This window comes from Actinospica durhamensis (assembly GCF_018139695.1).
GTDB lineage: Bacteria > Actinomycetota > Actinomycetes > Streptomycetales > Catenulisporaceae > Actinospica > Actinospica durhamensis.
Genome location: NZ_JAGSOG010000112.1, coordinates 1 through 25,534, shown reverse-complemented (window position 1 = coordinate 25,534; position 25,534 = coordinate 1). Strand labels below are relative to the sequence as shown.

Annotated in this window: 22 protein-coding genes; 14 read left to right on the top strand and 8 right to left on the bottom strand. The window is 71.5% G+C overall.

All coding sequences use genetic code 11. The features are described from left to right. The first annotated feature begins 98 nt into the window (after positions 1-98). Positions 99-2,288 (top strand): S9 family peptidase, encoded by a 2,190-nt coding sequence (locus KDL01_RS21465; protein ID WP_212530347.1) that lies wholly within the window; start codon positions 99-101, stop codon positions 2,286-2,288. Continuing rightward, positions 2,285-3,205: a DNA polymerase III subunit delta gene (gene holA / locus KDL01_RS21460; RefSeq protein ID WP_212530346.1), complete on the top strand. Its 921-nt coding sequence runs from the start codon at positions 2,285-2,287 to the stop codon at positions 3,203-3,205. The genes KDL01_RS21465 and holA overlap by 4 nt, the downstream gene beginning before the upstream one ends. A gap of 28 nt (positions 3,206-3,233) precedes the next feature. On the opposite strand, the gene KDL01_RS21455 is transcribed toward holA, so the two are convergent. The 5 genes from KDL01_RS21455 to KDL01_RS21435 form a co-directional block, all read right to left on the bottom strand. Then, the gene (locus tag KDL01_RS21455) at positions 3,234-3,818 is read right to left on the bottom strand and encodes a hypothetical protein (protein WP_212530345.1); all 585 of its coding nucleotides are present in this window, start codon (positions 3,816-3,818) and stop codon (positions 3,234-3,236) included. Between the two features lie 113 nt (positions 3,819-3,931). Beyond that, entirely contained in the window at positions 3,932-4,198 is a 267-nt protein-coding gene (gene rpsT / locus KDL01_RS21450) for a 30S ribosomal protein S20 (RefSeq protein ID WP_212530344.1), read from the bottom strand. A gap of 169 nt (positions 4,199-4,367) precedes the next feature. After that, complete coding sequence (locus KDL01_RS21445; protein WP_212530343.1) at positions 4,368-7,598, bottom strand: YhaN family protein; 3,231 nt, start codon at positions 7,596-7,598, stop codon at positions 4,368-4,370. Next, entirely contained in the window at positions 7,595-8,848 is a 1,254-nt protein-coding gene (locus KDL01_RS21440; protein WP_212530342.1) for a metallophosphoesterase family protein, read from the bottom strand. Before KDL01_RS21440 ends, KDL01_RS21445 begins: the two co-directional genes overlap by 4 nt. Positions 8,849-8,902: 54 nt before the next feature. Then, a complete protein-coding gene (locus KDL01_RS21435; RefSeq protein ID WP_212530341.1) occupies positions 8,903-10,279 on the bottom strand; it encodes a hypothetical protein in 1,377 nt (458 codons plus the stop codon). Positions 10,280-10,503: 224 nt separating this feature from the next. Here KDL01_RS21435 and lepA point away from each other — a divergent pair, with 224 nt between their 5' ends. Continuing rightward, on the top strand, positions 10,504-12,366 hold the full coding sequence (gene lepA / locus KDL01_RS21430) for a translation elongation factor 4 (RefSeq protein WP_368861619.1): 1,863 nt from the start codon (positions 10,504-10,506) through the stop codon (positions 12,364-12,366). Between the two features lie 93 nt (positions 12,367-12,459). Continuing rightward, on the top strand, positions 12,460-13,182 hold the full coding sequence (locus tag KDL01_RS21425; RefSeq protein WP_212530339.1) for a DUF899 domain-containing protein: 723 nt from the start codon (positions 12,460-12,462) through the stop codon (positions 13,180-13,182). Between the two features lie 109 nt (positions 13,183-13,291). Here the strand turns inward: KDL01_RS21425 and KDL01_RS21420 are convergent, their stop codons facing one another. After that, positions 13,292-14,113: a GNAT family N-acetyltransferase gene (locus KDL01_RS21420; RefSeq protein ID WP_212530338.1), complete on the bottom strand. Its 822-nt coding sequence runs from the start codon at positions 14,111-14,113 to the stop codon at positions 13,292-13,294. 221 nt (positions 14,114-14,334) lie between these two features. On the opposite strand from KDL01_RS21420, the gene hemW reads away from it, so the two are divergent. Next, on the top strand, positions 14,335-15,555 hold the full coding sequence (gene hemW / locus KDL01_RS21415) for a radical SAM family heme chaperone HemW (RefSeq protein WP_212530337.1): 1,221 nt from the start codon (positions 14,335-14,337) through the stop codon (positions 15,553-15,555). Positions 15,556-15,588: 33 nt separating this feature from the next. Here hemW and KDL01_RS21410 read toward each other — a convergent pair whose 3' ends face one another. Next, entirely contained in the window at positions 15,589-16,440 is an 852-nt protein-coding gene (locus KDL01_RS21410; RefSeq protein ID WP_368861620.1) for a DUF3097 domain-containing protein, read from the bottom strand. Positions 16,441-16,609: 169 nt separating this feature from the next. Between KDL01_RS21410 and hrcA the strand changes: the two genes are divergently transcribed. The 3 genes from hrcA to KDL01_RS21395 all read left to right on the top strand — a co-directional run bounded on the left by hrcA (position 16,610) and on the right by KDL01_RS21395 (position 19,748). After that, a complete protein-coding gene (hrcA, locus tag KDL01_RS21405; protein WP_212530335.1) occupies positions 16,610-17,668 on the top strand; it encodes a heat-inducible transcriptional repressor HrcA in 1,059 nt (352 codons plus the stop codon). 57 nt (positions 17,669-17,725) lie between these two features. Then, positions 17,726-18,859, top strand: a complete 1,134-nt coding sequence (dnaJ, locus tag KDL01_RS21400; RefSeq protein WP_212530334.1) for a molecular chaperone DnaJ — start codon at positions 17,726-17,728, stop codon at positions 18,857-18,859. A gap of 124 nt (positions 18,860-18,983) precedes the next feature. Beyond that, the gene (locus KDL01_RS21395) at positions 18,984-19,748 is read left to right on the top strand and encodes a 16S rRNA (uracil(1498)-N(3))-methyltransferase (protein WP_212530333.1); all 765 of its coding nucleotides are present in this window, start codon (positions 18,984-18,986) and stop codon (positions 19,746-19,748) included. A 14-nt stretch (positions 19,749-19,762) separates the two neighbouring features. Here KDL01_RS21395 and KDL01_RS21390 read toward each other — a convergent pair whose 3' ends face one another. Beyond that, the gene (locus KDL01_RS21390) at positions 19,763-20,530 is read right to left on the bottom strand and encodes a hypothetical protein (RefSeq protein WP_212530332.1); all 768 of its coding nucleotides are present in this window, start codon (positions 20,528-20,530) and stop codon (positions 19,763-19,765) included. A gap of 137 nt (positions 20,531-20,667) precedes the next feature. Between KDL01_RS21390 and KDL01_RS21385 the strand changes: the two genes are divergently transcribed. From KDL01_RS21385 to KDL01_RS21360, 6 genes are all read left to right on the top strand, one after another. Beyond that, positions 20,668-21,072: a histidine triad nucleotide-binding protein gene (locus KDL01_RS21385; RefSeq protein ID WP_212530348.1), complete on the top strand. Its 405-nt coding sequence runs from the start codon at positions 20,668-20,670 to the stop codon at positions 21,070-21,072. Positions 21,073-21,188: 116 nt separating this feature from the next. Beyond that, positions 21,189-22,214, top strand: a complete 1,026-nt coding sequence (locus tag KDL01_RS21380) for a PhoH family protein (protein WP_212530331.1) — start codon at positions 21,189-21,191, stop codon at positions 22,212-22,214. An 8-nt stretch (positions 22,215-22,222) separates the two neighbouring features. Continuing rightward, positions 22,223-22,696 carry an rRNA maturation RNase YbeY gene (gene ybeY / locus KDL01_RS21375; RefSeq protein WP_212530330.1) on the top strand — a complete coding sequence of 158 codons (474 nt, stop codon included), beginning with the start codon at positions 22,223-22,225 and terminating at the stop codon, positions 22,694-22,696. Continuing rightward, positions 22,693-23,991, top strand: a complete 1,299-nt coding sequence (locus KDL01_RS21370) for a hemolysin family protein (protein WP_307846483.1) — start codon at positions 22,693-22,695, stop codon at positions 23,989-23,991. The genes ybeY and KDL01_RS21370 overlap by 4 nt, the downstream gene beginning before the upstream one ends. A 100-nt stretch (positions 23,992-24,091) precedes the next feature. After that, positions 24,092-24,820: a sensor domain-containing protein gene (locus KDL01_RS21365; protein ID WP_212530329.1), complete on the top strand. Its 729-nt coding sequence runs from the start codon at positions 24,092-24,094 to the stop codon at positions 24,818-24,820. Positions 24,821-24,940: 120 nt separating this feature from the next. Then, positions 24,941-25,282: a cytidine deaminase-like protein gene (locus tag KDL01_RS21360; RefSeq protein ID WP_212530328.1), complete on the top strand. Its 342-nt coding sequence runs from the start codon at positions 24,941-24,943 to the stop codon at positions 25,280-25,282. Positions 25,283-25,534: the final 252 nt, after the last annotated feature.

The window sequence follows — 25,534 nt, the reverse complement described above, 5'->3', positions numbered from 1 at the left end:
GGCCCACCCCGCCGCCGACCCGGTGATCATGGTCCCTGGCACACGCGCCGGGGTCGTGTTCTCGGCCCGGTGTCGGCTCGGGGTCTTAGGATCGAGCCATGAAGCCACCCGTCGCGAAAACCGTGCCGCACGAGCGCGTTCAGCACTCCGACCACGTCGAGGACCCCTATTACTGGCTGATCGACAAGGACGACAAGGACACGACCGCCTATCTCGAGGCGGAGAACGCGTTCACCGCCTCGGTCACAGCCGGCCAGGCGGGGCTGCGGGAGCGGATCTTCCAGGAGATCAAGGGGCGTACCAAGGAGACCGACCTCTCGGTGCCCGAGCGCAAGGGCGACTGGTGGCACTACTCGCGCACCGAGGAGGGCAAGCAGTACGGCATCCACTGCCGGCTCGCCGCCTCCGGACCCAACCCGCCCGCGCTGCCCGAGGACGGCTCCGCGCTGCCGGGCGAGCAGATCCTGCTCGACGCCAACGTGCTGGCCGAGGGACACGACTTCTTCTCGCTCGGCTCCTACGACATCTCCCCGGACGACCGGCTGCTGGCCTACTCGACCGACTTCGACGGGGACGAGCGCTTCACCCTGCGGTTGCGGGACCTGTCCACCGGTGCGGACCTGGCCGACGTCATCCCGAACGTGCACTACTCGACCGCGTGGTCGGCCGACAACTCCGTGCTCTTCTACACCGTGGCGGATGACGCCTGGCGGCCGTATCGGGTGATGCGGCACGTCATCGGCACCCCGGCCGAGCAGGACGCGGTGGTCTATGAGGAGGCTGACGAGAAGTTCTGGCTCGGGGTGGGGCTCACCCGCAGCGAGCGCTACATCGAGATCGGCCTCGGCTCGAAGATCACCAGCGAGGCCTGGCTGCTGCCCGCGGACGAGCCGCTCGGCGAGTTCCGGCTGGTGCGGGAGCGCGAGACCGGCGTCGAGTACACCGTGGACCACTGGGCGCACCCGGACGACGCGGCCGGCGACGTGCTGTTCATCGTGCACAACGCCGACGGCCGGGAGAACTTCGAGCTCGCGACGGCGCCGATAGGGGATCCCGGCACCTGGACGCCGCTGATCGCGCACGACCCGGCGGTCCGGCTGGTCGAGGCCGAGGCCTTCGCCACCCACTTCGTGCTCTCCTACCGCAAGGACGGGCTGACCGGCGTCGCCGTGCACCCGTTCGTGGACGGGGTGCCCAGCGCCACCGGCACGCCGATCGCGTTCGACGAGCCGATCTACACCGTGGGCACCGGAAACAACCCCGAGTACCACTCGGACCGGCTGCGCCTCGGCTTCGCCTCGATGGTCACGCCGTCCTCCGTGTACGACTACGCGATCGCGACCGGCGAGCTGACCCTGCTCAAGCGCACCCCGGTGCTCGGCGGCTTCGACCCCGAGCAGTACGAGCAGCTGCGGGTGTGGGCGACAGCCGAGGACGGCACCCGGGTGCCCGTCTCCGTGGTGCACCGCAAGGGCCTGGCGGCCGACGGCACCGCGCCCTGCCTGCTCTACGGATACGGGTCCTACGAGGCGTCGATGGACCCTTACTTCTCGGTGGCGCGGCTGAGCCTGCTCGACCGCGGCTTCGTCTACGCGATCGCGCACATCCGCGGCGGCGGCGAGATGGGCCGGATCTGGTACGAGCAGGGCAAGCTGCTGCACAAGCGCAACACCTTCACCGACTTCGTCGCGGCCGGCCGGGCCGTGGTGGAGCAGGGCTGGAGCGCCCCCGACCGCCTGATCGCGCGCGGCGGCTCGGCCGGCGGCCTGCTCATGGGCGCGATCACCAACCTGGCGCCGGACCTGTGGAGCGGCGTGCTGGCCGAGGTGCCGTTCGTGGACGCGCTCAACACGATCCTGGACCCGAGCCTGCCGCTGACCGTGATGGAGTGGGACGAGTGGGGCAACCCGCTCGAGTCGGCCGAGGTCTACGCCTACATGAAGTCCTACAGCCCGTACGAGAACCTCGCGGCGGTGCGCTACCCGGCGATCCTGGCCCGCACCAGCGTCAACGACACGCGCGTCGGCTACCACGAGCCGGCCAAGTGGATCGCCCGCCTGCGCACCATTGCGCTCAATGGCCGCAGCGAGCAGATCCTGCTCAAGACCGAGATGGAATCGGCCGGGCACGGCGGGAAGTCGGGCCGCTACGACGCCTGGCACGAGGAGGCCTTCGCCCTGGCCTGGGTCTGCACGACGGCCGGCGTCGAGGCCGACGGCGCGGCGGTGGACGCCACGGCCGCCGAGACCGCGCCCGTCACCGCCGAAGTCACCGGAGCCGGGGCGTGACCGTCCCCCCGCTCACCCTGGTCACCGGCCCGGAGGAGTTGCTCGCCGACCGGGCCGTGGCCGAGGTGGTCAACGCCGCCCGCGCCGCGGATCCGGCCGTCGAGATCTGCGACACCGCCCCGGGGCAGCTCGCCCCGGGCGGTTTCGCCGAGCTGGTCTCGCCCTCGCTGTTCGGCGAGGCGAAGGTGGTCGTACTGCGCGGCGTGCAGGATCTGACGCCGGAGCAGACGACCGAGGTCACCCGGTACCTCGCGGACCCGGCCGACACCACCGTGCTCGTGCTCGTACACACCGGCGGGAACAAGGGCAAGGCGCTGCTGGACGCGGTGCGCAAGCACAAGCCGAACGTGGTCGACTGCCCGAAGCTGAGCAAGCCCGGCGACCGGGTCGGCTTCGTGAAGAACGAGTTCCGCCGCGCCAAGCGCTCCGTCACCGACGAGGCGGCCCGCGCCCTGTCCGACGCCATCGGCTCCGACCTGCGCGAACTCGCCGCCGCCGTCAGCCAGCTCGCCGCGGACACCGAAGGCACGATCGACGAATCCGTGGTCGCCCGCTACTACCAGGGCCGCGCCGAGGTCTCCGGCTTCACCATCGCCGACCTCGCGATCGAGGGCAAGCGCTACGAGGCCCTCGAGCAGCTCCGCTTCGCCCTCGACACCGGCGTAGCCCCCGTCCTCATCGTCAGCGCCCTGGCCACCGGCCTACGCCGCCTCGGCAAAGTGGCCTCCGCCGGCAACGCCGCCCGCGACCTCGGCCTGCCGCCCTGGCAGGTCGACAAGCTCCGCAAACAGGCCCGCAGCTGGAATCCGCCCCGCCTCGCCGCAGCCCTACGCGCCGTCGCCGCAGCCGACGCCGCCGTCAAAGGCGCCGGCGCCGACCCGGGCTACGCCCTGGAGAAGCTGGTACTGACGCTCTGAGAGTGCGCTGAGGCCGCGTCGACGATGCCTACAAGCCGTTTTCCCACGGGCCGATCGGCTGGAGGCCGACTTGGCGTGCTAGCCACTCGGCCCGCGTGTCGTCTTCGCCGCGGAGGTGGATGAAGACGGTGTGATCAGCGGCCGGGATCTCGCTCATCACGTCGCGCGAGTTGATGACGATCTGAACGAAAGCGTCCTTGCCGCGCGGCTCCAGACCGAGTTCCGCAACCGCGGGCCACTGGAACCACGACCACTTGATGGAGGCCCAGCCAGTACCGGTGATTTTGAGGAACGCCTCCTCGATCGAGCCGACAGGCCGCTGGTCGAGGGTGAGCGTCACCGGCAGCGCCCCGAGCACCCTCGGGTCTCCCGCGGCGACCAGCTCACGGATCTCGTCGTTGAACTCCGGCCAATGTGGGTCGCACGGCGCGATCGTCGCCTCCGGGAAGGCCAAGGCCATGCGCTGCGCCTCGTCCAGGGTCAGAGCCTGGGCCTCGGCGGACACATAAAACCCCTTCAGGGGGATGACCAGACGCAGCAGCCGCTCCACAGCGGCGTAGGCGACCTGGAGATCCGCAGTCCGCAGAATCGGTAGAGCGCGTGAGGTGCTCATGGCGAAGCAGTCTGGCACAGGGACTGCGGCCGAGCGTGTGATTATTCAATACCAAAGCCCCGCGCGTCCATGAAGGACGGCGGGGCCCGGGGAGATCAGCGAGATCGGGAAGATCAGGCGTTGATCGAGTTGACGGCCTTGGCCAGCGCGGACTTCTTGTTGGCGGCCTGGTTGGCGTGGATGACGCCCTTCGAGACGGCCTTGTCCAGCTTGCGGGACGCGAACGCGGCCGCCTCCTGCGCCTTCACGGCGTCGCCGGCGGCGACAGCCTCACGGGTGCGGCGGATGGCGGTCTTCAGCTCCGACTTGTACGCCTTGTTGCGCAGCCGGGCCTTCTCGTTGGTCTTGATCCGCTTGATCTGCGACTTGATGTTCGCCATAAGTGTGAGACAGCCTCTTCTATATCGAATCGTGGTAGCGCGGCGAGCCGGTTCGGTACCGGAGGTACTCGGTCTCGGCCGTGCGGTGTCTGGTCACCACTGGTTGCTCAGGCTGGCAACACCGCACTACGAGGCCACGCGATCGACCAGTCTACCCTGCGGTGCAGGGTCATCCGACCCGGTGTACGTGCAGGCGCTGTGCGGGCAGGATCGCGGCCGCGACCTCGGTGAGGTGGGCGTGGTGGGTGAGCAGGATCACCTGGAACCGGTCGGCGAGCTCGTCGAACACGCGCAGGGCGGCGGCCGAGCGGGCGTCGTCGAAGGTCATCAGCACGTCGTCGAGCAGCAGCGGCATGGCGCGGCCCTCGTCGGCGTACCGCTCGAGGGTGGCCAGGCGCAGGGCGAGGTAGAGCTGGTCGCGGGTGCCCTCGCTCATGCCCTCCACACCGACCAGGGGGCCGTCTGCCGAGATCGAGTCCGAGTCCGAGTCCGAGTCCGAGCCTGAAGCGGGAGCGGGGGCCGGCGCCGAGCCCAGCGCCCGCCGGGCCCGCAGCACGGCCTTGCCGTCGGGGCCGGTGTCGTCCACGAGCTGCACGAAGCGGCCGCTGGTCAGGGTGGCGAAGACCTGCTGGGCCCGGCTGAGCACGGGGCCCTGGTGCTGCTGGCGGTACGCCTCGATGTTCTCCAGCAGGAGACGCTCGGCCAGGTAGAGCCGCAGGTACTCCTGGCCGTGGGTGACGACCGCGGCGAGCTCCTGTTCGACCGCCTCGGCCTTCTCCGCCGCCGTGGCCGCGCCGTCCATCCGCCGCAGTTCGAGCTCGCGCTGCGCCTTCTCGGTGTTCTTCGCGGTGCGGGCTTCGTCGAGTTCGCCGACGCGCTGCTCCCACTCCACGATCCGGGTGACGAGTTCGTCCAGGTCGTGCTCGGCGACCTCGCGTTCGAGCTGCTCGACGCTCAGGCCCTGGCCGGACAACGTGGCGAGCAGCAGGTCGAGCTGGTCGTCGATGCGGCGCAGCTGGGTGCCGCGGGCGATGGCCTCGCGAAGATCGTCCTCTGACACGGCCTCGCATTCGGCCAGCAGCCGGGCGAACTCGGCCTGCGTGCGCTCCTGCTGCTCCTGCGTCTTGCGCTGGGCCGCGTGCAGCTCCTCGCGTTGGGTGTGCAGGCGCGAGCGGTCCTCCTCGACCTTGCGCATCCGCTCCAGCGAGGTTTTGACCGCGTCGGGGGTGCCCTCAAGGCCGTGCGCGGCGGTGAGTTCGGCCCACGTGCGCCGGATGCCCTCGACGAACTGCGCGACGTCGTGCTCCTCGCGCTCGGCTTCGGCCAGCGTCACACGGGCTTCGTTGATCTTCGTGGTCGCGTCGGTGCGGGTGCGCGCGGCCTCGGTCAGCTGGGCCTGTCGCTCGTCGGCGAGTTCGCGCAGCTCCGGCAGCCGCAGGTCCTCTGCTGCCGCCGGGCCTCCGGCTTCGGTGAGCAGCACCTGCAGACGCGTGGTGTGCATGTGGGCGGCGGCTTCGTCGGCGGCCAGGTCGAACCGGTGCTGCGCGCAGATCTCGGACAGTTCGCGCAGTTCCGCGAGGGCGCGCATCAGGTCCTCGGCGGCGTCCGGCGTGGGGGTGGCCGCCAGTGCGCCGGCCTCCCAGAGCCGCTGCCACGCGCCGTCGAGCTGCTCGCGTGCGTCCCGGGCCCCGGCCAGGGTCTCGGCGAGTTCGGCGACGCGGTCGGCCGATTCGCGCACGGCCAGTTCCAGCCTGCGCCGCTCGGCGATCCGCTGGATCTCGCGGCGCATCCGGTCGCCCGTCTCGTCGGCCGCGGTGACGGCCGCCTCGTACGCGGGCGCGAGCTCGGGCGACGCGGCCGGGCCGCCTTCGGCCAGGCTGGGGCGCAGCCGGGTCCACAGCTGCTGTCGCTGGGCCCTGATCCGCTCCAGATCCTCTTCGGACGGAGGAGGATCCGCCGCGAGGAAACTCTCCAGCGCACGCCGCTGCTCACGTTCTCTTGCCGATTCCTCCTCGTGCCGACGGGCGGCCTCGGCCAGCCGGGTCTCGGCCTCGCCGATCCGCTTGAGCTGGGCCGCCAACTCGCGCTCGCCCGGTTCCGCGACGTCGCCGAGCTCTTCCGGCAGGGCGAAACGCGCGTGCCGCTTGCGCGACTTCTCCAGCTTGAGCTCCGCCGCCTCGGTCTGCCGGTACAGGACCTCGATGCGGCCGGAGAGGCCTTCAGGGACCGCCTTGAGCCCGGCGCGCAACGGGGTCGGGTCCACCGGTTCCGGCAGCTGCGCGAAGGCGCCCTCCTGCCGGGCGAGCTCCTGCTCGCGCTTGAGCACGGCCTTCTTCGCCTCGTCCCAGCGGACGTCCGCCTCGCGGCCGGTGTCGCGCAGTTCGTCCACGCGCACCAGCAGATCCTCGAGCCGGGCGGCGTACTCAGGGCCCGAAGACGCCCCGTCGCCCGCGAGTACGCCGGCGGCCTCGGCCCGCAGCTGCACCTCGGCCAGCTGTACGTCGATCTTGTCCAGCTCGCCGCGGGCGTTGCTCTCGCTCTCCGTCAGGGATCTGCGTTCCCGGTCGAGTTCGCCGTACGCCTCCTGCACATGCGCGGCGGCGGCCATGCCCCGGGCGAGCAGGGCATTGCGATCGTTGGTGAGCCGGGCGCGCTCGCCCACGGTCGCGTACGCCTGCCGGATCCGGTTCATCCGGTTGAGCTCGCTCTGGTCGTCGCGCCACGCGGCGGTGAGCTCGTCGAGATCGACGCGCGCCTGCTCGGCCGCGTCCTTGATCCGCTGGTACTCGCGCGGATCGAGCAGCGCGGACTCGCGCTCGCGCTTGGTCTGCGCGACCCGGCCGTTGACGCCCAGCAACAGGTTGAGCGGCTGGTTCTTGCCCCGCGAGGTGTAGAGCTGCTTGTACTGCTCGCGCAGCTGCTCCTGGATCCTGGTCAGCCGGGCGCTGGAGCGGCTCTCGAACAAGGCCTCGCCCAGATCGCCCTTGCCCTCGAGCAGCGCCCGGCCGCCGTCGCGCAGCTCCTCGTGATCGAGGGCGAACACGGTCCGGAAGTCGTCCTTGTCCACGCCGGCCAGCAGCCGGTCGAGGGTGCCCTGCGGCAGCGGCCGGTCGTCCGGCGTACGCAGCGGATCCTTGTTCTTCTTCAGCCGCACCACGTCGAGCACGCCGCCGTCCGCGCCCTGGAGCCGCGCGTCTATCCGCAGGTCCTGCATCGCGTGCAGGAAGTCCAGCTTCGTCTGCGGATGGATGCCGTAGAGCAGCTCGCCGACGGCGGAACGCAGCGTAGACTTGCCCGCCTCGTTCGGGCCCACGACGATGTGCACGCCGGGCGCGTCGAACTCCAGCGCGCAGTCGGTGAACCGGCCGTAGCGTACGAGATTCAGGCTCCTGATCCTCATGCCGCGTTCTCCTCGAGCACCGCCGTGAGCAGGTCGGCCGCCTCGTCCAGCAGCTGCCCGCACCACGCCGCGTCGGCGATGTCCAGCCGGTCCCGGCCGCGCACCTCGGCCGGCAGCCTGCTCCACAGGTCGCTCTTCTCGATCGCCCGGCGCAGCTGGTCCTCGTCCGCGCGCAGTTCCCGCGCGGTGCGCAGGATCCCCCTGACCAGCTCGCCCGCCCCGGCGCCCTCGTCCGCGGGGTCCGTACTCAGCTGCGGCGCGGACGTGGCCGCGCGCACCTTCTCCAGCCAGACGTCGTCGTGGTCCTGGGCGAGCGCGCGCAACTCGGCGCCGAGACGCTCCCGCTCCCGCCACAGCTCGGCGTGCGCCTCGGACCGGCCCACCACGACGATCCGCGCCGCCAGCGGCTTGCCCGCAGCGGCCCTGGCCCGGTCCAGTGCGTCCTGGGCCAGCCCGCACACCTCGTCCAGGTCCGCGGCCCCGCTCGCGTCCACCTCGATCCGGGCCCAGCGCACCACGTCCAGGTCGCGGTGCTCGAGCTCGGTCCGGCCCGGGCGCACCGTGATCAGCGTGCAGCCCTTCGGGCCGTCCTCCCTGGCGTGCCGGCCCTGGATGTTGCCGGGGAAGACGATGTGCGGCTCGGCCGAGACCTCCTCGCGGGTGTGCACATGGCCCAGCGCCCAGTAGTCGTAGCCGAGCGCCGCGAGCTCCTGCTCCGTGCACGGGGCGTACCGGTCGTGCCCGTCCCGGCCGGTGAGCGCGGTGTGCAGCAGGCCGATGTTGAACAGGCCGGGGATCGCCGCCGGATACCCGACGGCCAGGTTCTCGGTCACGTCCCGGCGCGCGTAGCCCTGTCCGTGCACCACGAAACCGGCGTCCGCCCGCGGCCGCGCGGTCTGCGGGCGGGCGGTGTCGAAGACCGTGACGTTGTCCGGGTACGACAGGGTCCTGCTGATCTGGCTGGCCGCGTCGTGGTTCCCGGAGACCAGGTAGACCGGGATCCCGGCCTCCTCCAGGGCGACCAGCTGGCGCCGGAAGAACAGCGCGGTCTCGAAGTCGCGCCAGTCGCCGTCGAAGACGTCCCCGGCCAGCAGCACGCCCTCGACCCGCTCCGCGCGGGCGAGCGCCACCAGGTTCTCGGTCGCCCGCCTGGTGGCGCCGCGCAGCAGCTCGGCCGGCGCGTCGGGGTAGCGCTCGAGCCCGCGCATCGGACTGTCGATGTGCAGATCCGCGGCGTGCAACAGCTTCATGGCGAGCGACCCTATCCCCGGCCGGACTACGGCGTGTGCGAATACGAAGATTCGCTACCGGTCCGCCGGCTCCTCCTCCTCGTCGTAGCCCTCGTCCCCGTCGTCGGCCCCGTCGGCCGCGCGCGCCTCCGCCACCAGCTGCGCCAGCAGCTCGGACAGGTCGGCTCCCGCGTTGATCTGGTACTCGCGCACCGGCACCGCCTCGACCTCGGCGCGGATCTCGGCCATCTCCGGGTCCTCGTACACCTCGACGAAGGCGGCGAGCAGCTGCGGCAGTGCCTCGCGCCACAGCCGCATGCCCTCCTCGCCGAAGCCGCGGCTCGCGTTGGTGAACTCGGCCCAGGCCGTGATCACGCCGCGGGCCTCGATCAGCTCGTCGTCGGTGAGCACGATCGACTCGGAGAACTCCTCGAGCAGGAATCCGCCGAGGCTCTGCGGGCCGAAGCCCACCGCGGTGCGGTCGCTCAGCGCCGCCGCGTCCGCCAGCACGGTCACCAGCGCGCCGGCGAAGTCCCGGTCCAGGTCCCCGGCCGGGGCCGAGTCCAGGAACGCGGCCACCGTCTCGCGCACGTCCTCGGCGCTGCCCACGGCTGTCTCGGTGGTCGCCGGCTCAGGCAGCAGGTCGAGCCGGGACGCCACCAGCGGCCACAGGCCCACCGGGCTGGTCATGTCCAGCTCCTCCGGGTCGAGCCCGGCCTCCTCGGCCAGCTCGGCCAGCTCCTCCGGGTCGTCCGGGCCCTCGGACAGCAGCCGGTCGACCGCCTCGGCCAGCAGCGTGCGCGCCTGCTCGAGGCCGAGCTCGGTCACGTGCAGACCCTGCTCCTCGTCCTCGGCCCGCATCTCCTCGGCCAGCTGCTCGGCCGAGCCCGCCACGATCAGCACCCGGTCGAGCACCGGGCCGCCGCGGTCGGCCACGTAGCAGCAGACGGTGTGCTCCTGCCCGTCCCGGCGGAAGCCCAGGTTCACCGCGCCGACGTCGCCGAACAGGTCCCCGGCCCGGAACACGGCGACGGGCGTGACCTCCTCGGCCAGGCGCAGCCAGGCCGGCTCCTTCAGGCCGGACTCGGCCAGGAAGTTCGCCGCGTCCAGCGCCTCCTGCCGGCTCCACTCCTCGCCCACCATGGCCAGCGCGCGCAGCCCGGCCAGCGCCTCCGGCCTGCGCTTCTGCTTGGCCAGGTAGTCGAGCAGCTCCCCGAACATGCGCTCGAACAGCTCGTCCGGGTCGTCCTCCTGCTCCTCGGCCTCGCGCCAGGCCGCGTCGAACACCCCGCCGACGACGAAGGAGCCCCACAGCTCCGCGTCCATCACCTCGGTCTCGGGGTCGAGCAGCGCCTTGGCCTCCTCCACCACGTGTGCGTACGGGGAGGCGGGGGCGCGGTGCGCGGACTTCACGGGTCGCTTCGGCTTGCGGCTGCGGCTCACGGGGCTCATGCCGCGATTCTGCCAGCCTTCGGGGACGAGACGGACACGACGCGGACACGGCCCGGGCGTGGCGGGCGCCCCGGAGCAGGCCCGAGCGTGCGCGGAGCCGCACCGGACCCGGTCCCCGGCGCGTGTCTCGGCGCGCGGCTCGACCGCTCGGCTCCGGCGATTACGGACAGGTCCCCGCTCATGGGACCATGGACGCGTCCCTACCAGTCGAATGGATTGCCCGCGTGCCTGCCCTGCCGCCCAACGTCCCGCAGCCGTCCAAGACAGACCCGGCGCTGATCCGCAACTTCTGCATCATCGCGCACATCGACCACGGCAAGTCCACCCTGGCCGACCGGATGCTGCAGCTGACCGGGGTGGTCGACGAGCGCCAGATGCGCGCGCAGTACCTCGACCGCATGGACATCGAGCGCGAGCGCGGTATCACCATCAAGTCGCAGGCCGTCCGGCTGCCCTGGCAGGTCGACGGCGTCACCCACGTGCTCAACATGATCGACACCCCCGGCCACGTGGACTTCACCTATGAGGTCTCCCGCTCGCTCGCCGCCTGTGAGGGCGCGGTGCTGCTGGTGGACGCGGCGCAGGGGATCGAGGCGCAGACCCTGGCGAACCTCTATATGGCGCTGGAGAACGATCTGGCCATCGTTCCGGTGCTCAACAAGATCGACCTGCCGGCCGCGCAGCCGGAGAAGTACTCCGAGGAACTCGCCAAGCTCATCGGCTGCGAGCCCGAGGACGTGCTGAGGGTGTCCGGCAAGACCGGGGCGGGCGTGCCCGAGCTGCTCGACCACGTCGTGCGCACCCTGCCGAGCCCGATCGGCGACGCCTCCGGCAAGAGCCGGGCGATGATCTTCGACTCGGTCTACGACTCCTACCGCGGCGTGGTCACCTACGTCCGGGTGGTGGACGGCTACCTGTCCAAGCGCGAGCGCATCCTGATGATGTCCACCGGGGCCACCCACGAGCTGCTGGAGATCGGCGTCATCTCGCCCGAGCCCAAGCCGGCCGAGGGGCTCGGCCCGGGCGAGGTGGGCTACCTGATCACCGGCGTGAAGGACGTGCGCCAGTCGAAGGTCGGCGACACGATCACCGCGCAGTACAAGGGCGCCACCGAGCCGCTGACCGGGTACAAGGACCCGAAGCCGATGGTGTTCTCCGGCATCTACCCGATCGACGGCTCGGACTACCCGGAGCTGCGCGACGCCCTGGACAAGCTCCAGCTCAACGACGCGGCGCTGGTCTACGAGCCGGAGACCTCGGCCGCGCTCGGCTTCGGCTTCCGGGTCGGCTTCCTCGGCCTGCTGCACCTGGAGATCATCCGGGAGCGGCTCGAGCGCGAGTTCAACCTCGACCTGATCGCCACCGCCCCGAACGTGGTCTACCGGGTGGTGATGGAGAACGGCGAGGAGCACGTCGTCACCAACCCCAGCGAGTTCCCGGCCGAGGGCAAGATCGCCGAGGTGTACGAGCCGACCGTGCGGGCCACCGTGCTGGCCCCGAGCGACTACATCGGCGCGATCATGGAGCTGTGCCAGGGCCGCCGCGGCAACCTGCTGGGCATGGACTACCTCTCCGAGGACCGGGTCGAGCTGCGCTACACGCTGCCGCTCGGCGAGATCATCTTCGACTTCTTCGACCAGCTCAAGTCCAAGACCCGCGGCTACGCCTCGTTCGACTACGACGTGGACGGCGAGCAGCGGGCCGACCTGGTGAAGGTGGACATCCTGCTGCACGGCGAGAAGGTGGACGCCTTCTCCGCGATCGTGCACAAGGACCGGGCCTACAACTACGGCGTGAAGATGGCCGAGCGGCTCAAGGACCTGATCCCGCGTCAGCAGTTCGAGGTGCCGATCCAGGCGGCCATCGGCGCCCGGGTGATCGCCCGTGAGACGGTGCGGGCCATGCGCAAGGACGTGCTGGCCAAGTGCTACGGCGGTGACATCTCGCGCAAGCGCAAGCTGCTGGAGAAGCAGAAGGAGGGCAAGAAGCGGATGAAGATGGTCGGCCGGGTGGAGGTCCCGCAGGAGGCCTTCATCGCCGCGCTCTCCTCCGACGCCGACGCGCCCGCGGAGAAGAACAAGAAATAAAGAGGGATTCCTCGGCTCCGGCTGTCCGTCGGAGGGGGTCGTTACCGTCGTAGGAGAGAACGGTGACGACCCCGACGCTTTGGAGGCACGGTCATGGCTCTTCCCGAGATCGTCTCCCGCGAGGAATGGCTCGCGGCCCGCAAGGCCCTGCTCGTGCGCGAGAAGGAGGCCACCCGCGCCCGCGACGCGCTCAACGCGGACCGGCGCCGGCTGCCGATGGTGCGCGTGGAGACCGAGTACGTGTTCGAAGGCCCCGAGGGCAAGGCGTCCCTGGCCGAGCTGTTCCACGGCAAGCGGCAGCTGATGCTCCAGCACGTGATGTTCCATCCGGACTGGGAAAAGGCCTGCCCCAGCTGCACCGCGGGCATCGACGAGTTCGCACCGGGCCTGCTCAAGCACCTGCACGCGCGCGAGACCGAGTACGTGCTGGTCTCCCGGGCCCCGTACGACAAGCTCAAGGCGTACGCCGAGGAGCACGGCTGGTTCCTGAACTGGTACTCCTCCTACGGCACCGACTTCAACCGCGACTTCGGGGTGACGCTGGACGCGGACGCCGGCCTGGTCGAGTACAACTACGGCTCGCGCCCCGAGCTCGTCGGCGCGGGGGAGACCTCGGAGCAGCCGGGCGTGAGCGTGTTCCTCAAGGAGGGTGACGGGCTCTTCCACACCTACTCGGCCTTCGCCCGCGGCGTGGACCACATCGGCGGCGCGTACAGCCTGCTCGACCTGACCGCGCTCGGGCGGCAGGAGGCGTGGGAGGAGCCGAAGGGGCGCTACGAGCGGGCCCGTACGGCCGTGCCGGACTTCGCGCAGTAGGCGGGGCGGGCGGCAGCGGCATAGGCAGCGGGCGGACGCGGCGGGGGCGTGGACACGCGCGGGCGCCGCGCCGCGGATCGGCGGCGCGGCGCCCGGAGCGCGCCCCGGCTCAGCCGAGCGCGCACATGAGCGGTGCGTGCAGGCGGGTCTGGTCCATCGGCACCGTGCGGCCGTGGGCCATGTGCGTGCACGAGTAGGTCGGGTGCAGGCCGTGCCCGCAGGCCCAGGCGGACAGGTCGTCGCCCTCGTGGTCGATGTCCACCCGCACCGGTCCCTCGGCGCCCACCGCGAGGTCGGTGACCAGGTCGCGGGCTCCGGCCACGTCGGGTGCGACCACCGGGCCGACCACCGTCGTCTCGCCGTTGCGCCAGGTCGCGCCGTAGCCGGCCAGTCGGCCGCCCTCGCCGCGCAGCACCCGGATGCGGTCGGCCAGGTGCGGCAGCCGGGCCATCAGCGCGGCCCGGTCGGCGCCGTACGCGTCCCGGTCGAGGCGGGCGATCTCGGCGTAGTCGGCCGCGCCCGCCTCCTCGCTGCGCCCGACGTTCGCGCCGGTCGGGTCGAAGGTGCCCAGGTGCGCCTCCACCGTGGCGAAGGGCTTGAAGCCGAGCTTCTCGTAGAGCGGGCGGCCCGGCAGGACGGCGTGCAGGGTCACGCAGGAGCCGTCCGCCTGGTCGAGCGCGTGGCGCACCATCCGGGTGCCGAAGCCGCGCCGCTCGTGGCTCTTGGCCACCAGCACCATGCTGACCGCCGCCAGATCGGCCCCGTAGCGGGTGAGCACCGAGGTGGCGATCAGGTCACCGTCGGGCTCCTCGATCCCGTAGACCTCGCCGAGTTCGAACAGAAGTTCCCACTTCTTCTCCTCGGTCCCCCAGTCGTGGCTGACGGCGAGCGCGCTGCACCGCGCGCGGTCGGCCGCCGTCAGCCGCCGCACGGGTAGGTCTGTCGCTGAGGCAGTTGCTGAGCTGGTCATAGACCGCTGGTACCCCGCCCGAGTGAGCCCGCGACGTGTTACCGGCGGGTTTCCACCGCATGCCGGGCCGGGGCCCACCGAGCGGCTCAACCGTTGGTGCGATCGGGGCAAATCGGCCGGTCCCGGTCCGCCGAAGCGGGGATCGTGCGTCCGGGCGCCGGTGCGGCTGAGACAATGACCCAATGCCCTCCGTACAACTCGACGGCGATCCGGTCCCCCCGGACGGCGCGCTCCCGGCCGCTTCGCTGGAATCCTTCGGGACCCGGCCCTTCGGCTTCTACGTGCACGTCCCCTACTGCTCCACCCGCTGCGGCTACTGCGACTTCAACACGTACACCGCGGCGGAACTCGGCGGCGGCGCGTCCCAGGCGGGCTACGCCCAGAACGCGATCGCGGAGATCCGCACCGCCCGGCGGGTGTTGGGCGAGGCGTACGTGCCGGTCGAGACGGTCTTCTTCGGCGGCGGCACGCCCACCCAGCTGCCCGCCTCCGACCTGGTGGCCATGCTCAAGGCGATCAAGGCCGAGTTCGGGCTCTCCTCCGAGGCCGAGATCACCACCGAGGCGAATCCGGACTCGGTGGACGAGAAGTACCTGGTCGAGCTGGTCGAGGGCGGTTTCAACCGGATTTCCTTCGGCATGCAGTCGGCCCGCCCGCACGTGCTGCAGATCCTCGATCGCACCCACACGCCGGGACGCCCGGAGCAGGCTGTGCGCTGGGCCTACGACGCGGGTTTCGAGCAGGTGAACCTGGACCTGATCTACGGCACGCCGGGGGAGAGCGACGAGGACTGGCGCGCCTCGCTGGAGGCGGTGATCTCGGCGTACCCGGACCACGTCTCGGCCTACTCGCTGATCGTCGAGGAGGGCACCAGGCTCGCGGCCCGGATCAAGCGCGGCGAGCTGCCGACGATCGACGAGGACGTGCACGCCGACCGCTACCTCATGGCCGACCAGCTGCTCGCCGAGGCCGGCTACCGCTGGTACGAGGTGTCCAACTGGGCCGTGTCCGAGGACGCGCACTGCCGGCACAACATGCTCTATTGGACCGGCGGCCACTGGTGGGGCGTCGGCCCGGGCGCGCACTCGCACATCGGCGGCACGCGCTGGTGGAACGTCAAGCACCCGGCCGCCTACGCCCAGCGGGTGGAGGCGGGCCTCTCGCCCGGACACGCCCGCGAGGTGCTCTCGGCCGAGGACCGGCGGATCGAGCGGATCCTGCTGGAGCTGCGCATCTCCGACGGCCTCGACCTGAGCGTGCTGACCGAGAAGGGCCGCACCGCCGCGCAGCACGCGCTGGAGGAGGAGCTGCTCGAGCCGCTGCCGTTCGCCGACGGGCACGCCGTGCTCACCCGGCGCGGCCGCCTGCTCGCCGACGCCGTGGTGCGGGACCTGACCGACTGAGGCCGGCCGAGCGGGCCGGCCGGCCCTCGCCGGTCAGGGCGCGGTGACGAAGTCGATCAGCGCCTCGACCGGGCCGAGCAGGTGCGGCTCGAGGTCCTGGTACGAGTTCACCCGGGACAGGATCCGGGCCCAGGCTCGGCGCGGGTCCAGCGGCCAGGACGGGTCCTTGCGGTGCAGCCGCTCGCACACGCCGGTCTTCCAGTCCTCGGCGCGCGGGACGACCGGCCAGGCCGCGATGCCCAGCGACGCGGGCTTGACCGCCTGCCAGATGTCCACGTACGGGTGGCCCAGGACCAGGATGAACTCCTCGCGGCCGCGCTGGAGCCGGTCGGCCGTGCGCGTCTCCTTGCTGTTGGGCACCAGGTGGTCGAGCAGCACCCCGAGGCGCCGGCCGGGTCCCGGCCCGAACGCCGCGGCGATCTCGTGCAGCTCGTCCACGCCGCCCAGCAGCTCCACCACGACGCCCTCGATCCGCAGGTCGTCGCCCCAGACCCGCTCGACCAGCTCGGCGTCGTGCTTGCCCTCGACGTAGATCCGGGCCGCCCGGGCGACCTTGGCCCGCAGGCCGGTCACCGCCACCGAGCCCGAGGCCGTGCGCCCGGAGCGGGACGGCGCCGGCGCGGCCGGCTGCGGGCGCACCAGCGTCACCGGCCGCCCCTCGAACAGGAAGCCGGGGCCGAGCGGGAAGACCCGGCGCTTGCCGGCCCGGTCCTCCAGCGTGACGGTGTATCCGCCAGGGGTCTTCTCCAGCCGGACCACAGCGCCGCAGTAACCGGTGGAGCTCTCCTCCACCACAAGGCCCGCCGAGGCTTCGAGTTCTGTGGGCGGGGTACGGCGTTTATGGGCCGGTAGCAGGTCTTCGGGTTCATACCGCTTCGAGCTCACCACATGCCGAGGGTAGACCAAGGGTCGGGGACACGCCGTACACTGGACTTGCGAAATCTGGCACTCCGGGTGAACGAGTGCCAACAGGCCGGTGGTCGGCACCCGACCGCGGCCCGTCCGCCCCCGCCCGACCCAGCCGGACCGAACCCGCTCCCAGGAGGTGCGCACGATGGACGAGCCGAAGCTGGACCGCCGCCGCCTCGAGGTGTTGCGGGCGATCGTCGAGGACTACGTGGCCACCCAGGAGCCGGTGGGCTCGCGCGCCCTGGTCGAGCGGCACAACCTGAACGTCTCCCCGGCGACCATACGCAATGACATGGCCCTGCTCGAGGAGGAGGGCTACATCCACCAGCCGCACACCAGCGCGGGCCGGGTGCCCACCGACAAGGGCTACCGGCTGTTCGTGGACCGGCTCACCAACGTCAAGCCGCTCACCGGCGCCGAGCGGCGGGCCATCCACAACTTCCTGGACGAGGCGATCGACCTCGACGACGTGGTCTCGCGCACCGTGCGGCTGCTGGCCCAGCTCACCCGGCAGGTGGCCGTGGTGCAGTACCCCTCGCTCTCGCGCTCCGCTGTCCGCCACGTCGAGCTCGTCAGCCTGTCCACCAGCCGGATCATGCTGGTGCTGATCACCGACACCGGCCGGGTGGAGCAGCGGGTGGTCGAGGTCAGCGCGATCGACGAGGCCTCCCTCGGCGAGTTGCGGGCCCGGCTCAACGCCCAGATCGGCGGCCGCCGGCTGGCCGAGGTGCCCGCCCTGCTCGCCGACTTCGCCCGGCTCATGCCGGCCGGGGAACTGCTGGACGACCCGGCCAGGGCCCCGCAGCCGGTCGCGGTCGACGCGCTGTGCGCCAGCCTGCTCGAGATGATCGTGGAGCAGCGCGAGGAGCGCGTGGTGCTGGCCGGCACGGCCAACCTGGCCCGGTTCGGGCAGGACTTCCCCGACTCCATCCAGCCGGTGCTCGAGGCGCTCGAGGAGCAGGTGGTGCTGCTCAAGCTGCTCGGCGAGGCCACCGCACCGTCCCTGCTGACGGTCCGGATCGGCCGGGAGAACGGCTTCGACCAGCTCACCTCGACCTCGGTGGTGACCAGCGGCTACGGTCGGGGCGAGGACACCCTGGCGCAACTCGGCGTACTGGGACCGACGAGAATGGACTACCCGGGCACTATGGGGGCGGTCTCCGCCGTTGCCAGATACGTCGGCCGTATTCTCGAACAGGCGTAGCCTGGGGCGAGGGCCGAGCACCGGGCACCAGACCGAAAGCAGTGGAGAAGACTTAACGTGGCGACCGACTACTACGCGGTCCTCGGGGTCAGGCGGGACGCCACCCAGGACGAGATCAAGAAGGCGTACCGCCGTCTCGCCCGCGAACTGCACCCGGACGTCAACCCGGATCCGCAGACCCAGGAGCGGTTCAAGGAGATAGGACTGGCCTACGAGGTCCTGTCCGACCCGCAGAAGCGCCAGGTCTACGACCTCGGCGGCGACCCGACCAGGGGCGCCGCGGCCGGGGCGGGGGCCGGCGGCTTCGGTCCGGGCTTCGCCTTCAGCGACATGCTCGACGCCTTCTTCGGCGGCGGGGGCCAGCGCGGGCCCCGCTCGCGGGTGCAGCGCGGCCAGGACGCGCTGATCCGGGTGGAGATCTCGCTGCAGGACGCCGCCTTCGGCACCCAGCGCGACATCCAGGTCGACACCGCCGTGGTCTGCCCGACCTGCTCCGGCGACGGCGCGGCCCCCGGCACCCAGCCGATCACCTGCGACATGTGCCGCGGCCGGGGCGAGGTCTCCCAGGTCACCCGGTCCTTCCTGGGCCAGGTGATGACCTCGCGGCCGTGCCCGCAGTGCCAGGGCTACGGCACCATCGTGCCCACCCCGTGCGTGGAGTGCGCCGGCGACGGACGGGTGCGCACCCGCCGCACGCTGACCGTGAAGATCCCGCCCGGCGTGGACAACGGCACCCAGATCAAGCTGGCCGGCGAGGGCGAGGTCGGCCCCGGCGCCGGACCGGCGGGCAACCTCTACATCGAGATCGTCGAGGAGCCGCACGATATCTACCAGCGGCGCGGCGACGACCTGCACTGCACCGTCACCATGCCGATGACGGCGGCGGCCCTGGGCACCAAGCTCCCGCTGCAGACCCTGGACGGCCAGGTCGAGCTGGACATCCGGCCGGGCAGCCAGTCCGGGCAGTCGATCACCATGCGCGGGCGCGGCATCCAGCACCTGCGCGGCTCGGCCCGCGGCGACCTGGTGGTGCACATCGAGGTCCAGACGCCGAAGAACCTCGACGCCGCGCAGGAGGACCTGCTGCGCAAGCTCGCCGTGCTGCGCGGCGAGGAGCGCCCGTCCGGGACCTTCGCGCCCGGGCAGCAGGGCCTGTTCTCCCGGCTCAAGGACGCCCTGAACAACCGCTAACGCACCCGCTGCCCGCACCGGGACTTGACCCTGCGTCAGGCCCGGTGCGCAGCACGGCACGACCCGTCAGCACGGCGGCCGGGCGCCCAGGCCCGGCCGCGCCGAGATACGCGCGAGGCCCGTCATGACCGTCCCCGTCTTCCACGCCTCCCGCGAGCTGCTGGCGGGCTCCTCCACCGTGCGCCTGGACGGTCCCGAGGGGCGGCACGCCGCCCTGGTGCGCCGGCTCCAGCCGCGCGAGCGGATCGACCTGACCGACGGCGCCGGCCTGGTGGCCGAGTGCGTCATCCTGCAGTCCGACGGCTACGCGCTCGACCTCGAGGTGCAGGACCTGCGGATGCTCCCGGCGCCGAGCCCCCGGCTGACCGTGGTGCAGGGCCTGGCCAAGGGCGAGCGCGGCGAGATGGCCGTGGAGACGATGACCGAGATCGGCGTGGACGTGATCGTGCCGTGGTCGGCCGGGCGCTCGATCGCCCAGTGGAAGGGCGAGCGTGGGGCGAAGTCGCTGGCCAAGTGGCGCAGCACCGCGCGTGAGGCGGCCAAGCAGTCCCGCCGCTTCTGGTGGCCGGAGGTGACCGAGCCGGCGACCACGGCCCGGGTGGCCAAACTGCTGGCCGCGGCGGCCGTGCCGATCGTGCTGCACGAGGAGGCCGAGCTGCCGCTGGCCGGGATCGAACTGCCCGCGGCCGCCCCGGCGGGCGGCAACGGCGCGGCGCACGAGGTGGTGCTGGTGGTCGGCCCCGAGGGCGGGATCGCGCCGGAGGAGCTGATGCAGTTCGCCGAGGCGGGCGCGGCGCCGTACCGGATGGGCCCGACCGTGCTGCGCACCTCCACCGCGGGCACGGCCGCGGCCGCGGTCCTGCTGGCCCGTTCCGGGCGCTGGGACTGAGTTCCGACGACGCGTCAGCTGCGCACGGCCCGGGTGGTCGGGCCCGGCTCCGCGGCCGCCGCGCAGACCGGCGCGGTCAGCGTGTCGCCCTCGATGAAGCCGCCGGGCGCGTCGGCCGGGTAGTAGAAGTAGTGGCCCTCGCCGCAGGTGCACTGGCCCGGCTGCGCGGCCACCACGGCCGACCAGTAGCCGGGACCGCCGCGGCCGCCGATGTAGGCCACTGCGCCGTCGATGGCGTCGGTGTGGGTGTTGTAGACCGCCATGCCGACGTCGAAGGGCACGTGCAGCCGGCGGAACCGGTGCCAGGCGTAGGAGTAGCCGTAGTAGGTACGGCATTCGGCCGAGTAGTACTGGCGCACCGAGAACGCGATCATGCCGCGGTAGCGGGCGTAGACGGTGTGCCCGACCTGGCGCACGTCGGCGCAGCGCCGGTCCGGCTGACTGGGGAACAGACGGCGTCCGTACTCGGAGCCGGGGCGGGTCGGTGCGGGTCGGGGTGAAGCGGGCGCGGGCTCGGCGGGGTGGGCCGCGGCGGCCTCGGCGGCCGGTGTTTGGGCCCTGCCGGAGAGGGCAGGCAGCACGGCGACGGCGTCCGGCAGCACCACGGCGTCGGACAGGGCGGACGGGGCACGGTTCGCGGTCCGGACGGTGGCGGTGGCGGCGGTCTCGGCGGCGGCCGCGGCCGAGGAGGCGTGGCAGGGAACGGCGAACAGCGCGGGGACCGTGGCGAGGGTCACGGTCAACGCGGCGGTGGCGATGACGTGGACGGCGAGACGGTCCATGGCTTCCCCTTGGAAGATCTGATATATCGGGCGTCTGATAGCTTTGCGACGTCGGGCGCGACGTTACCGAGTGAGACTCACGGCGAGCCCGAGGATCGCGGCCCCTGAAAGGAAAGGACTCGAACGTGGGACAGCAGATCACCGCATCGGGGGAAACGTCGGCTCCTGATACAACCTTCGAACCCGGTTGTATTTTCTGCTCGATCCTGCGCGGGACGATCCCGGCCACGGTGGTCCGCGAGACCGGGCGCACGCTGACCTTCCGCGACGTCGCCCCGCAGGCCCCGACACATCTGCTGGTCATCCCCAAGACGCACGTGTACGCCAACGCCGCCGAACTGGCCGCGGGCGACCCGGGCCTGGCCGCCGAGCTGCTGCGCGAGGCGGGGGCGGTGGCGGCGGCCGAGGGGCTGGCCGAGGACGGCTACCGGCTCGTGTTCAACACCGGCGGCTACGCCGGGCAGACGGTCTTCCACGTCCACCTGCACGTGCTCGGCGGGGACGCGCTCGGACGCTTCGGCGTGCCCGCGCCGACCGACTGACCGGTCGGGAACAAAAGCCGGAGACCCGCGCGTTCTTGCTGAGTAGCATTGTCGCTGTCAGCGGCAAACGCAGCGAACTTCCAAGGGTGTGATTCCGAGGCCGTGAGGCCGAACCTATGTCCGAGCAGCAGACCACGATCAAAATCACCATTCCGGCGGCACTACCGATGGTCGCGGTTCTCGGGCACGGGGACGGGATCCTGCGTGCCATCGAGAAGCAGCTGCCCGCGGTGGACATCCACGCGCGCGGCAACGAGATCACCGTCACCGGCCCGCCCCAGGACGCCCAGCTGGTGCGTTCGCTCTTCGACGAGCTGTTGATCGTGCTCAACAACGGCGCCGTGCTGACCGAGGACTCGGTGCGCCGCTCGATCACGCTGCTGCAGGCGGCCGGCCGGGGCGAGGAGAGCCTGCGCCCGGCCGAGGTGCTCACCCAGAACATCCTGTCGAACCGGGGCCGGACCATCCGGCCCAAGACGGTCAACCAGAAGCACTACGTGGACGCGATCGACAAGAACACGATCGTGTTCGGGCTCGGCCCGGCCGGCACCGGCAAGACCTACCTGGCCATGGCCAAGGCGGTGCAGTCGCTGCAGAGCAAGGAGATCACCCGGATCATCCTCACCCGCCCGGCGGTGGAGGCGGGCGAGCGGCTCGGCTTCCTGCCCGGCACGCTCTACGAGAAGATCGACCCCTACCTGCGGCCGCTCTACGACGCCCTGCACGACATGATCGACCCCGACTCGATCCCGAAGCTGATGGCCGCGGGCACCATCGAGGTGGCGCCGCTGGCGTACATGCGCGGCCGGACCCTGAACGACGCCTTCATCATCCTGGACGAGGCGCAGAACACCTCGGCCGAGCAGATGAAGATGTTCCTCACCCGGCTCGGCTTCGGCTCCAAGGTCGTGGTCACCGGCGACACCACCCAGGTGGACCTCCCCCGCGGCGTCCAGTCCGGCCTGCGAGTGGTCCAGGAGATCCTCGAGGGCCTCGACGACATCGCCTTCTGTCGTCTGACCAGCACCGACGTGGTGCGCCACCGGCTGGTCGGGGAGATCGTGGACGCCTACGGGCGCTACGACGCGGCCCAGCAGGCCCGCCAGCCGGGCAAGCCGGGCACCTCCCGCCGCATGGGATGATGCGGGGTATGTCCATCGACATCAACAACGAGTCCGGGATCGAGGCCGACGAGGCCTCGATCGTCGCACTGGCACGCTTCGCCCTGGGCGAGATGGGCATCCACCCGCTGGCCGAGCTGTCCATCCTGCTCGTCGACGTGGGCGCGATGGAGCAGCTGCACATCCAGTGGATGGACGAGCCCGGGCCCACCGACGTGCTCTCCTTCCCGATGGACGAGCTGCGCCCGGCCCGCGCCGAGGACGACAACGAGCCCACCCCCGGCCTGCTCGGGGACATCGTGCTGTGCCCCGAGGTGGCCGAGAAGCAGGCGGTCGCGGCCGGGCACTCCACCGCGGACGAGCTCGCGGTGCTCACCACCCACGGCATCCTGCACCTGCTCGGCTACGACCACGCCGAGCCGGAGGAGCACGAGGAGATGTTCGGGCTCCAGAACGACCTGCTCAAGGCCTGGGCGGAGACGCGCGGGGGCGCCGCGAGGTGACCGCCTCCCAGGTGTGGCTCCTCATCGGCGCGCTCGCCGCCGTGGCCGTGGCCGGGCTCGCCGCGTGCCTCGACGCCGCGCTCGCCCGCATCTCGCCGGTGCGCGCGGCCGAGATGGTCGAGCACGGGGTACCCGGCGCGGCGCGGCTGGAGCGGATCACCGCGGACCCGGCCCGCTACTTCAACCTCGTCCTGCTGGTGCGTGTGGTCTGTGAGCTCTCGGCCGCGGTGCTGGTGACCATGGTGAGCGTGCACCAGTGGGGACTGACCTGGTACGCCGGGGCCTTCGCCACCGCGGTGATGGCGGTGGTCTCGTACGTGGCCGTGGGCGTGGGCCCGCGCACGCTCGGGCGCCAGCACGCCCCGCGGGTGGCGCTGGCCGGCTCGAGCCTGCTGCTGCTGCTCAGCCGGCTGCTCAACCCGCTCATCCGGGCCCTGATCGTGCTCGGCAACGCGCTCACCCCGGGCCGGGGCTTCCGCGAGGGGCCGTTCGCCACCGAGGCGGAGCTGCGCGCGCTGGTGGACATCGCCGAGCAGCACAGTGAGATCGAGGCGGACGAGCGGCGGATGGTGCACTCCATCTTCGAGCTCGGCGACACCCTGGTGCGCGAGGTGATGGTGCCGCGCACCGACATGATCTTCATCGAGCGCGGCAAGACCCTGCGGCAGGCGCTCACCCTGGCCCTGCGCAGCGGGTTCTCCCGGATCCCGGTGGTGGGCGAGAACACCGACGACGTGCTCGGCATCGTGTATCTCAAGGATCTGGCCGGGCGGGTGCACGAGCACCACGCCGGGGAGAGCACCGAGATGGTCGAGTCGGTGATGCGCCCGGCCACCTACGTGCCCGACTCCAAGCACGCGGACGAGCTGCTGCGGGACATGCAGGCGCAGCGCATCCACCTGGCCGTGGTGATCGACGAGTACGGCGGCACGGCCGGGCTGGTCACCATCGAGGACATCCTCGAGGAGATCGTGGGCGAGATCACCGACGAGTACGACCAGGGCCGCGAGCCGGTGCAGTGGCTCGGCCGGCCCGGCGACCTGCTCTCCGGCGCCCGCGTCACCGCCCGCCTCGGCCTGGACGAGCTCGGCGAGCTGTTCGGCCGGGACCTCGAGGACGAGGACGTGGAGACCGTCGGCGGGCTGCTGGCCAAGGCTTTGGGCAAGGTGCCGATCCCGGGCGCCTCGGTCGCGGTGGCCGGGCTCTCGCTGGTGGCCGAATCGGCCGAGGGACGGCGCCGCCGGGTGGGCACGATCCTGGTGCGGGAGCTGCCGGAAGAAAAATCAGGAGACTGAGGCTCATCGCGGTGCGGTGTCCAGCACGCGAGGGGATCGTTCCGTATTCGAGATCCGCACGAGTCGTCCGCGTATTTCCGGGATTCTACGGTTGTGGTTCATGAACAGTAGGAAGCTCACGTACGCGGGCCTCGTCGCGGCCCTCCCGTTGGCGCTGGCGGGTTGCTCCAGCTCGAACTCCGGCTCCACCCCGACCGGTGCGGGCACCGCTTCGTCCACGGCCGCCTCGACCGCGCAGCTGACCGGGACTCAGCTGACCAGCGCGCTGCTGACGGCGACGGACGTCGCCTCGGGCTTCACCGTCTCGAGCAACTCCGCGGTCGACTCCGGCGGCTCGCTGACCACCACGGCCGCGAAGTACAAGCCGGCCGGCATGTCCTGCGCCGACCTGCTCAACGAGATCGGCCAGACCGGCTTCGGCGAGAGCGCGATGGCCGACAACACGCTCGAGAACGACACCACCGAGGAACTGCTCAACCAGGCGGTCTACCAGTTCTCCTCGGCCTCGGCGGCGAACGTGTTCTTCACCTCGCTCCAGGCCAAGTGGAACTCCTGCGGCTCCTTCACCGAGACGGACTCCTCCGGCACCGCCGGCAAGGTGGACATCACCGTCGCCTCGGCGCCGAGCGGCCTGGGTGACATGGACTTCTCGAACACGATGTCGGCGAGCGAGTCGAGCACCACGATGACCGGCACCAACCTGGCCGTGCTCAAGGGCTCCGACGTCTTCATCGTCGGCCCGGGCAAGATCGGCAGCAGCCAGCCCTCCGACCTGTCCGCGCAGACCCTGGTACAGAAGCTGATGTCGAAGGTCTCGACGGCCGGCTGATCCGCGCCCCGCGCGAGCTCCACCCACCCACGTATCCACCCACATATCCGCGTGCCCGAGCCGGCGCCGTGCACCCATTCTCGGCCCGCGACCGCAGCGTCCGGCGATAGGCTTGGCCGTATGGACGCTGAGCTGGACCCGGAAGACGCCAAGATCATCACCCTGGCCCGCTCCGCGCGGGCCAGGTCCGGTGCCGAGACCGGCGCGGCCGTGCGCGACACGACCGGACGCACCTACGCCGCGGTGGACGTGAGCCTGCCGTCGCTGCGGCTGAGCGCCCTCGAGGTGGCGGTGGCGATGGCGGTCTCCTCCGGCGCGGATGGCCTCGAGGCCGCGGCCGTGGTGGCGGCGGCCCCGGAGCTGACCGAGGCCGCGCTGGCCCCGGCCCGGGATCTGAAGGCGGGCCAGGTTCTGCTGGCCGACCCGTCCGGCCGGCTGACTGCGACGTATCTGACGGTGTAACGCCCGTTTTGGCCCCCACTGGCCCCACTCGCCCGGCGTAATGTTCACACCGCCGTTCCTGCATTCGGATTACGGTGGACGCGTGAGCGGTATCGATCCCCACGAGGTTCTGCCCGAGCACGCGTCCACCTACGGCGGTGTGAGCGGCAAGCGTCCGAAACGGCGCAAGCCCGCCCCGCACGGCTCGGGGCCGGACGAGCCGCCGGGCGGCGGCCCCGGTTCCTGGGGCGGCGGGAACGGGAAGGTCGACGG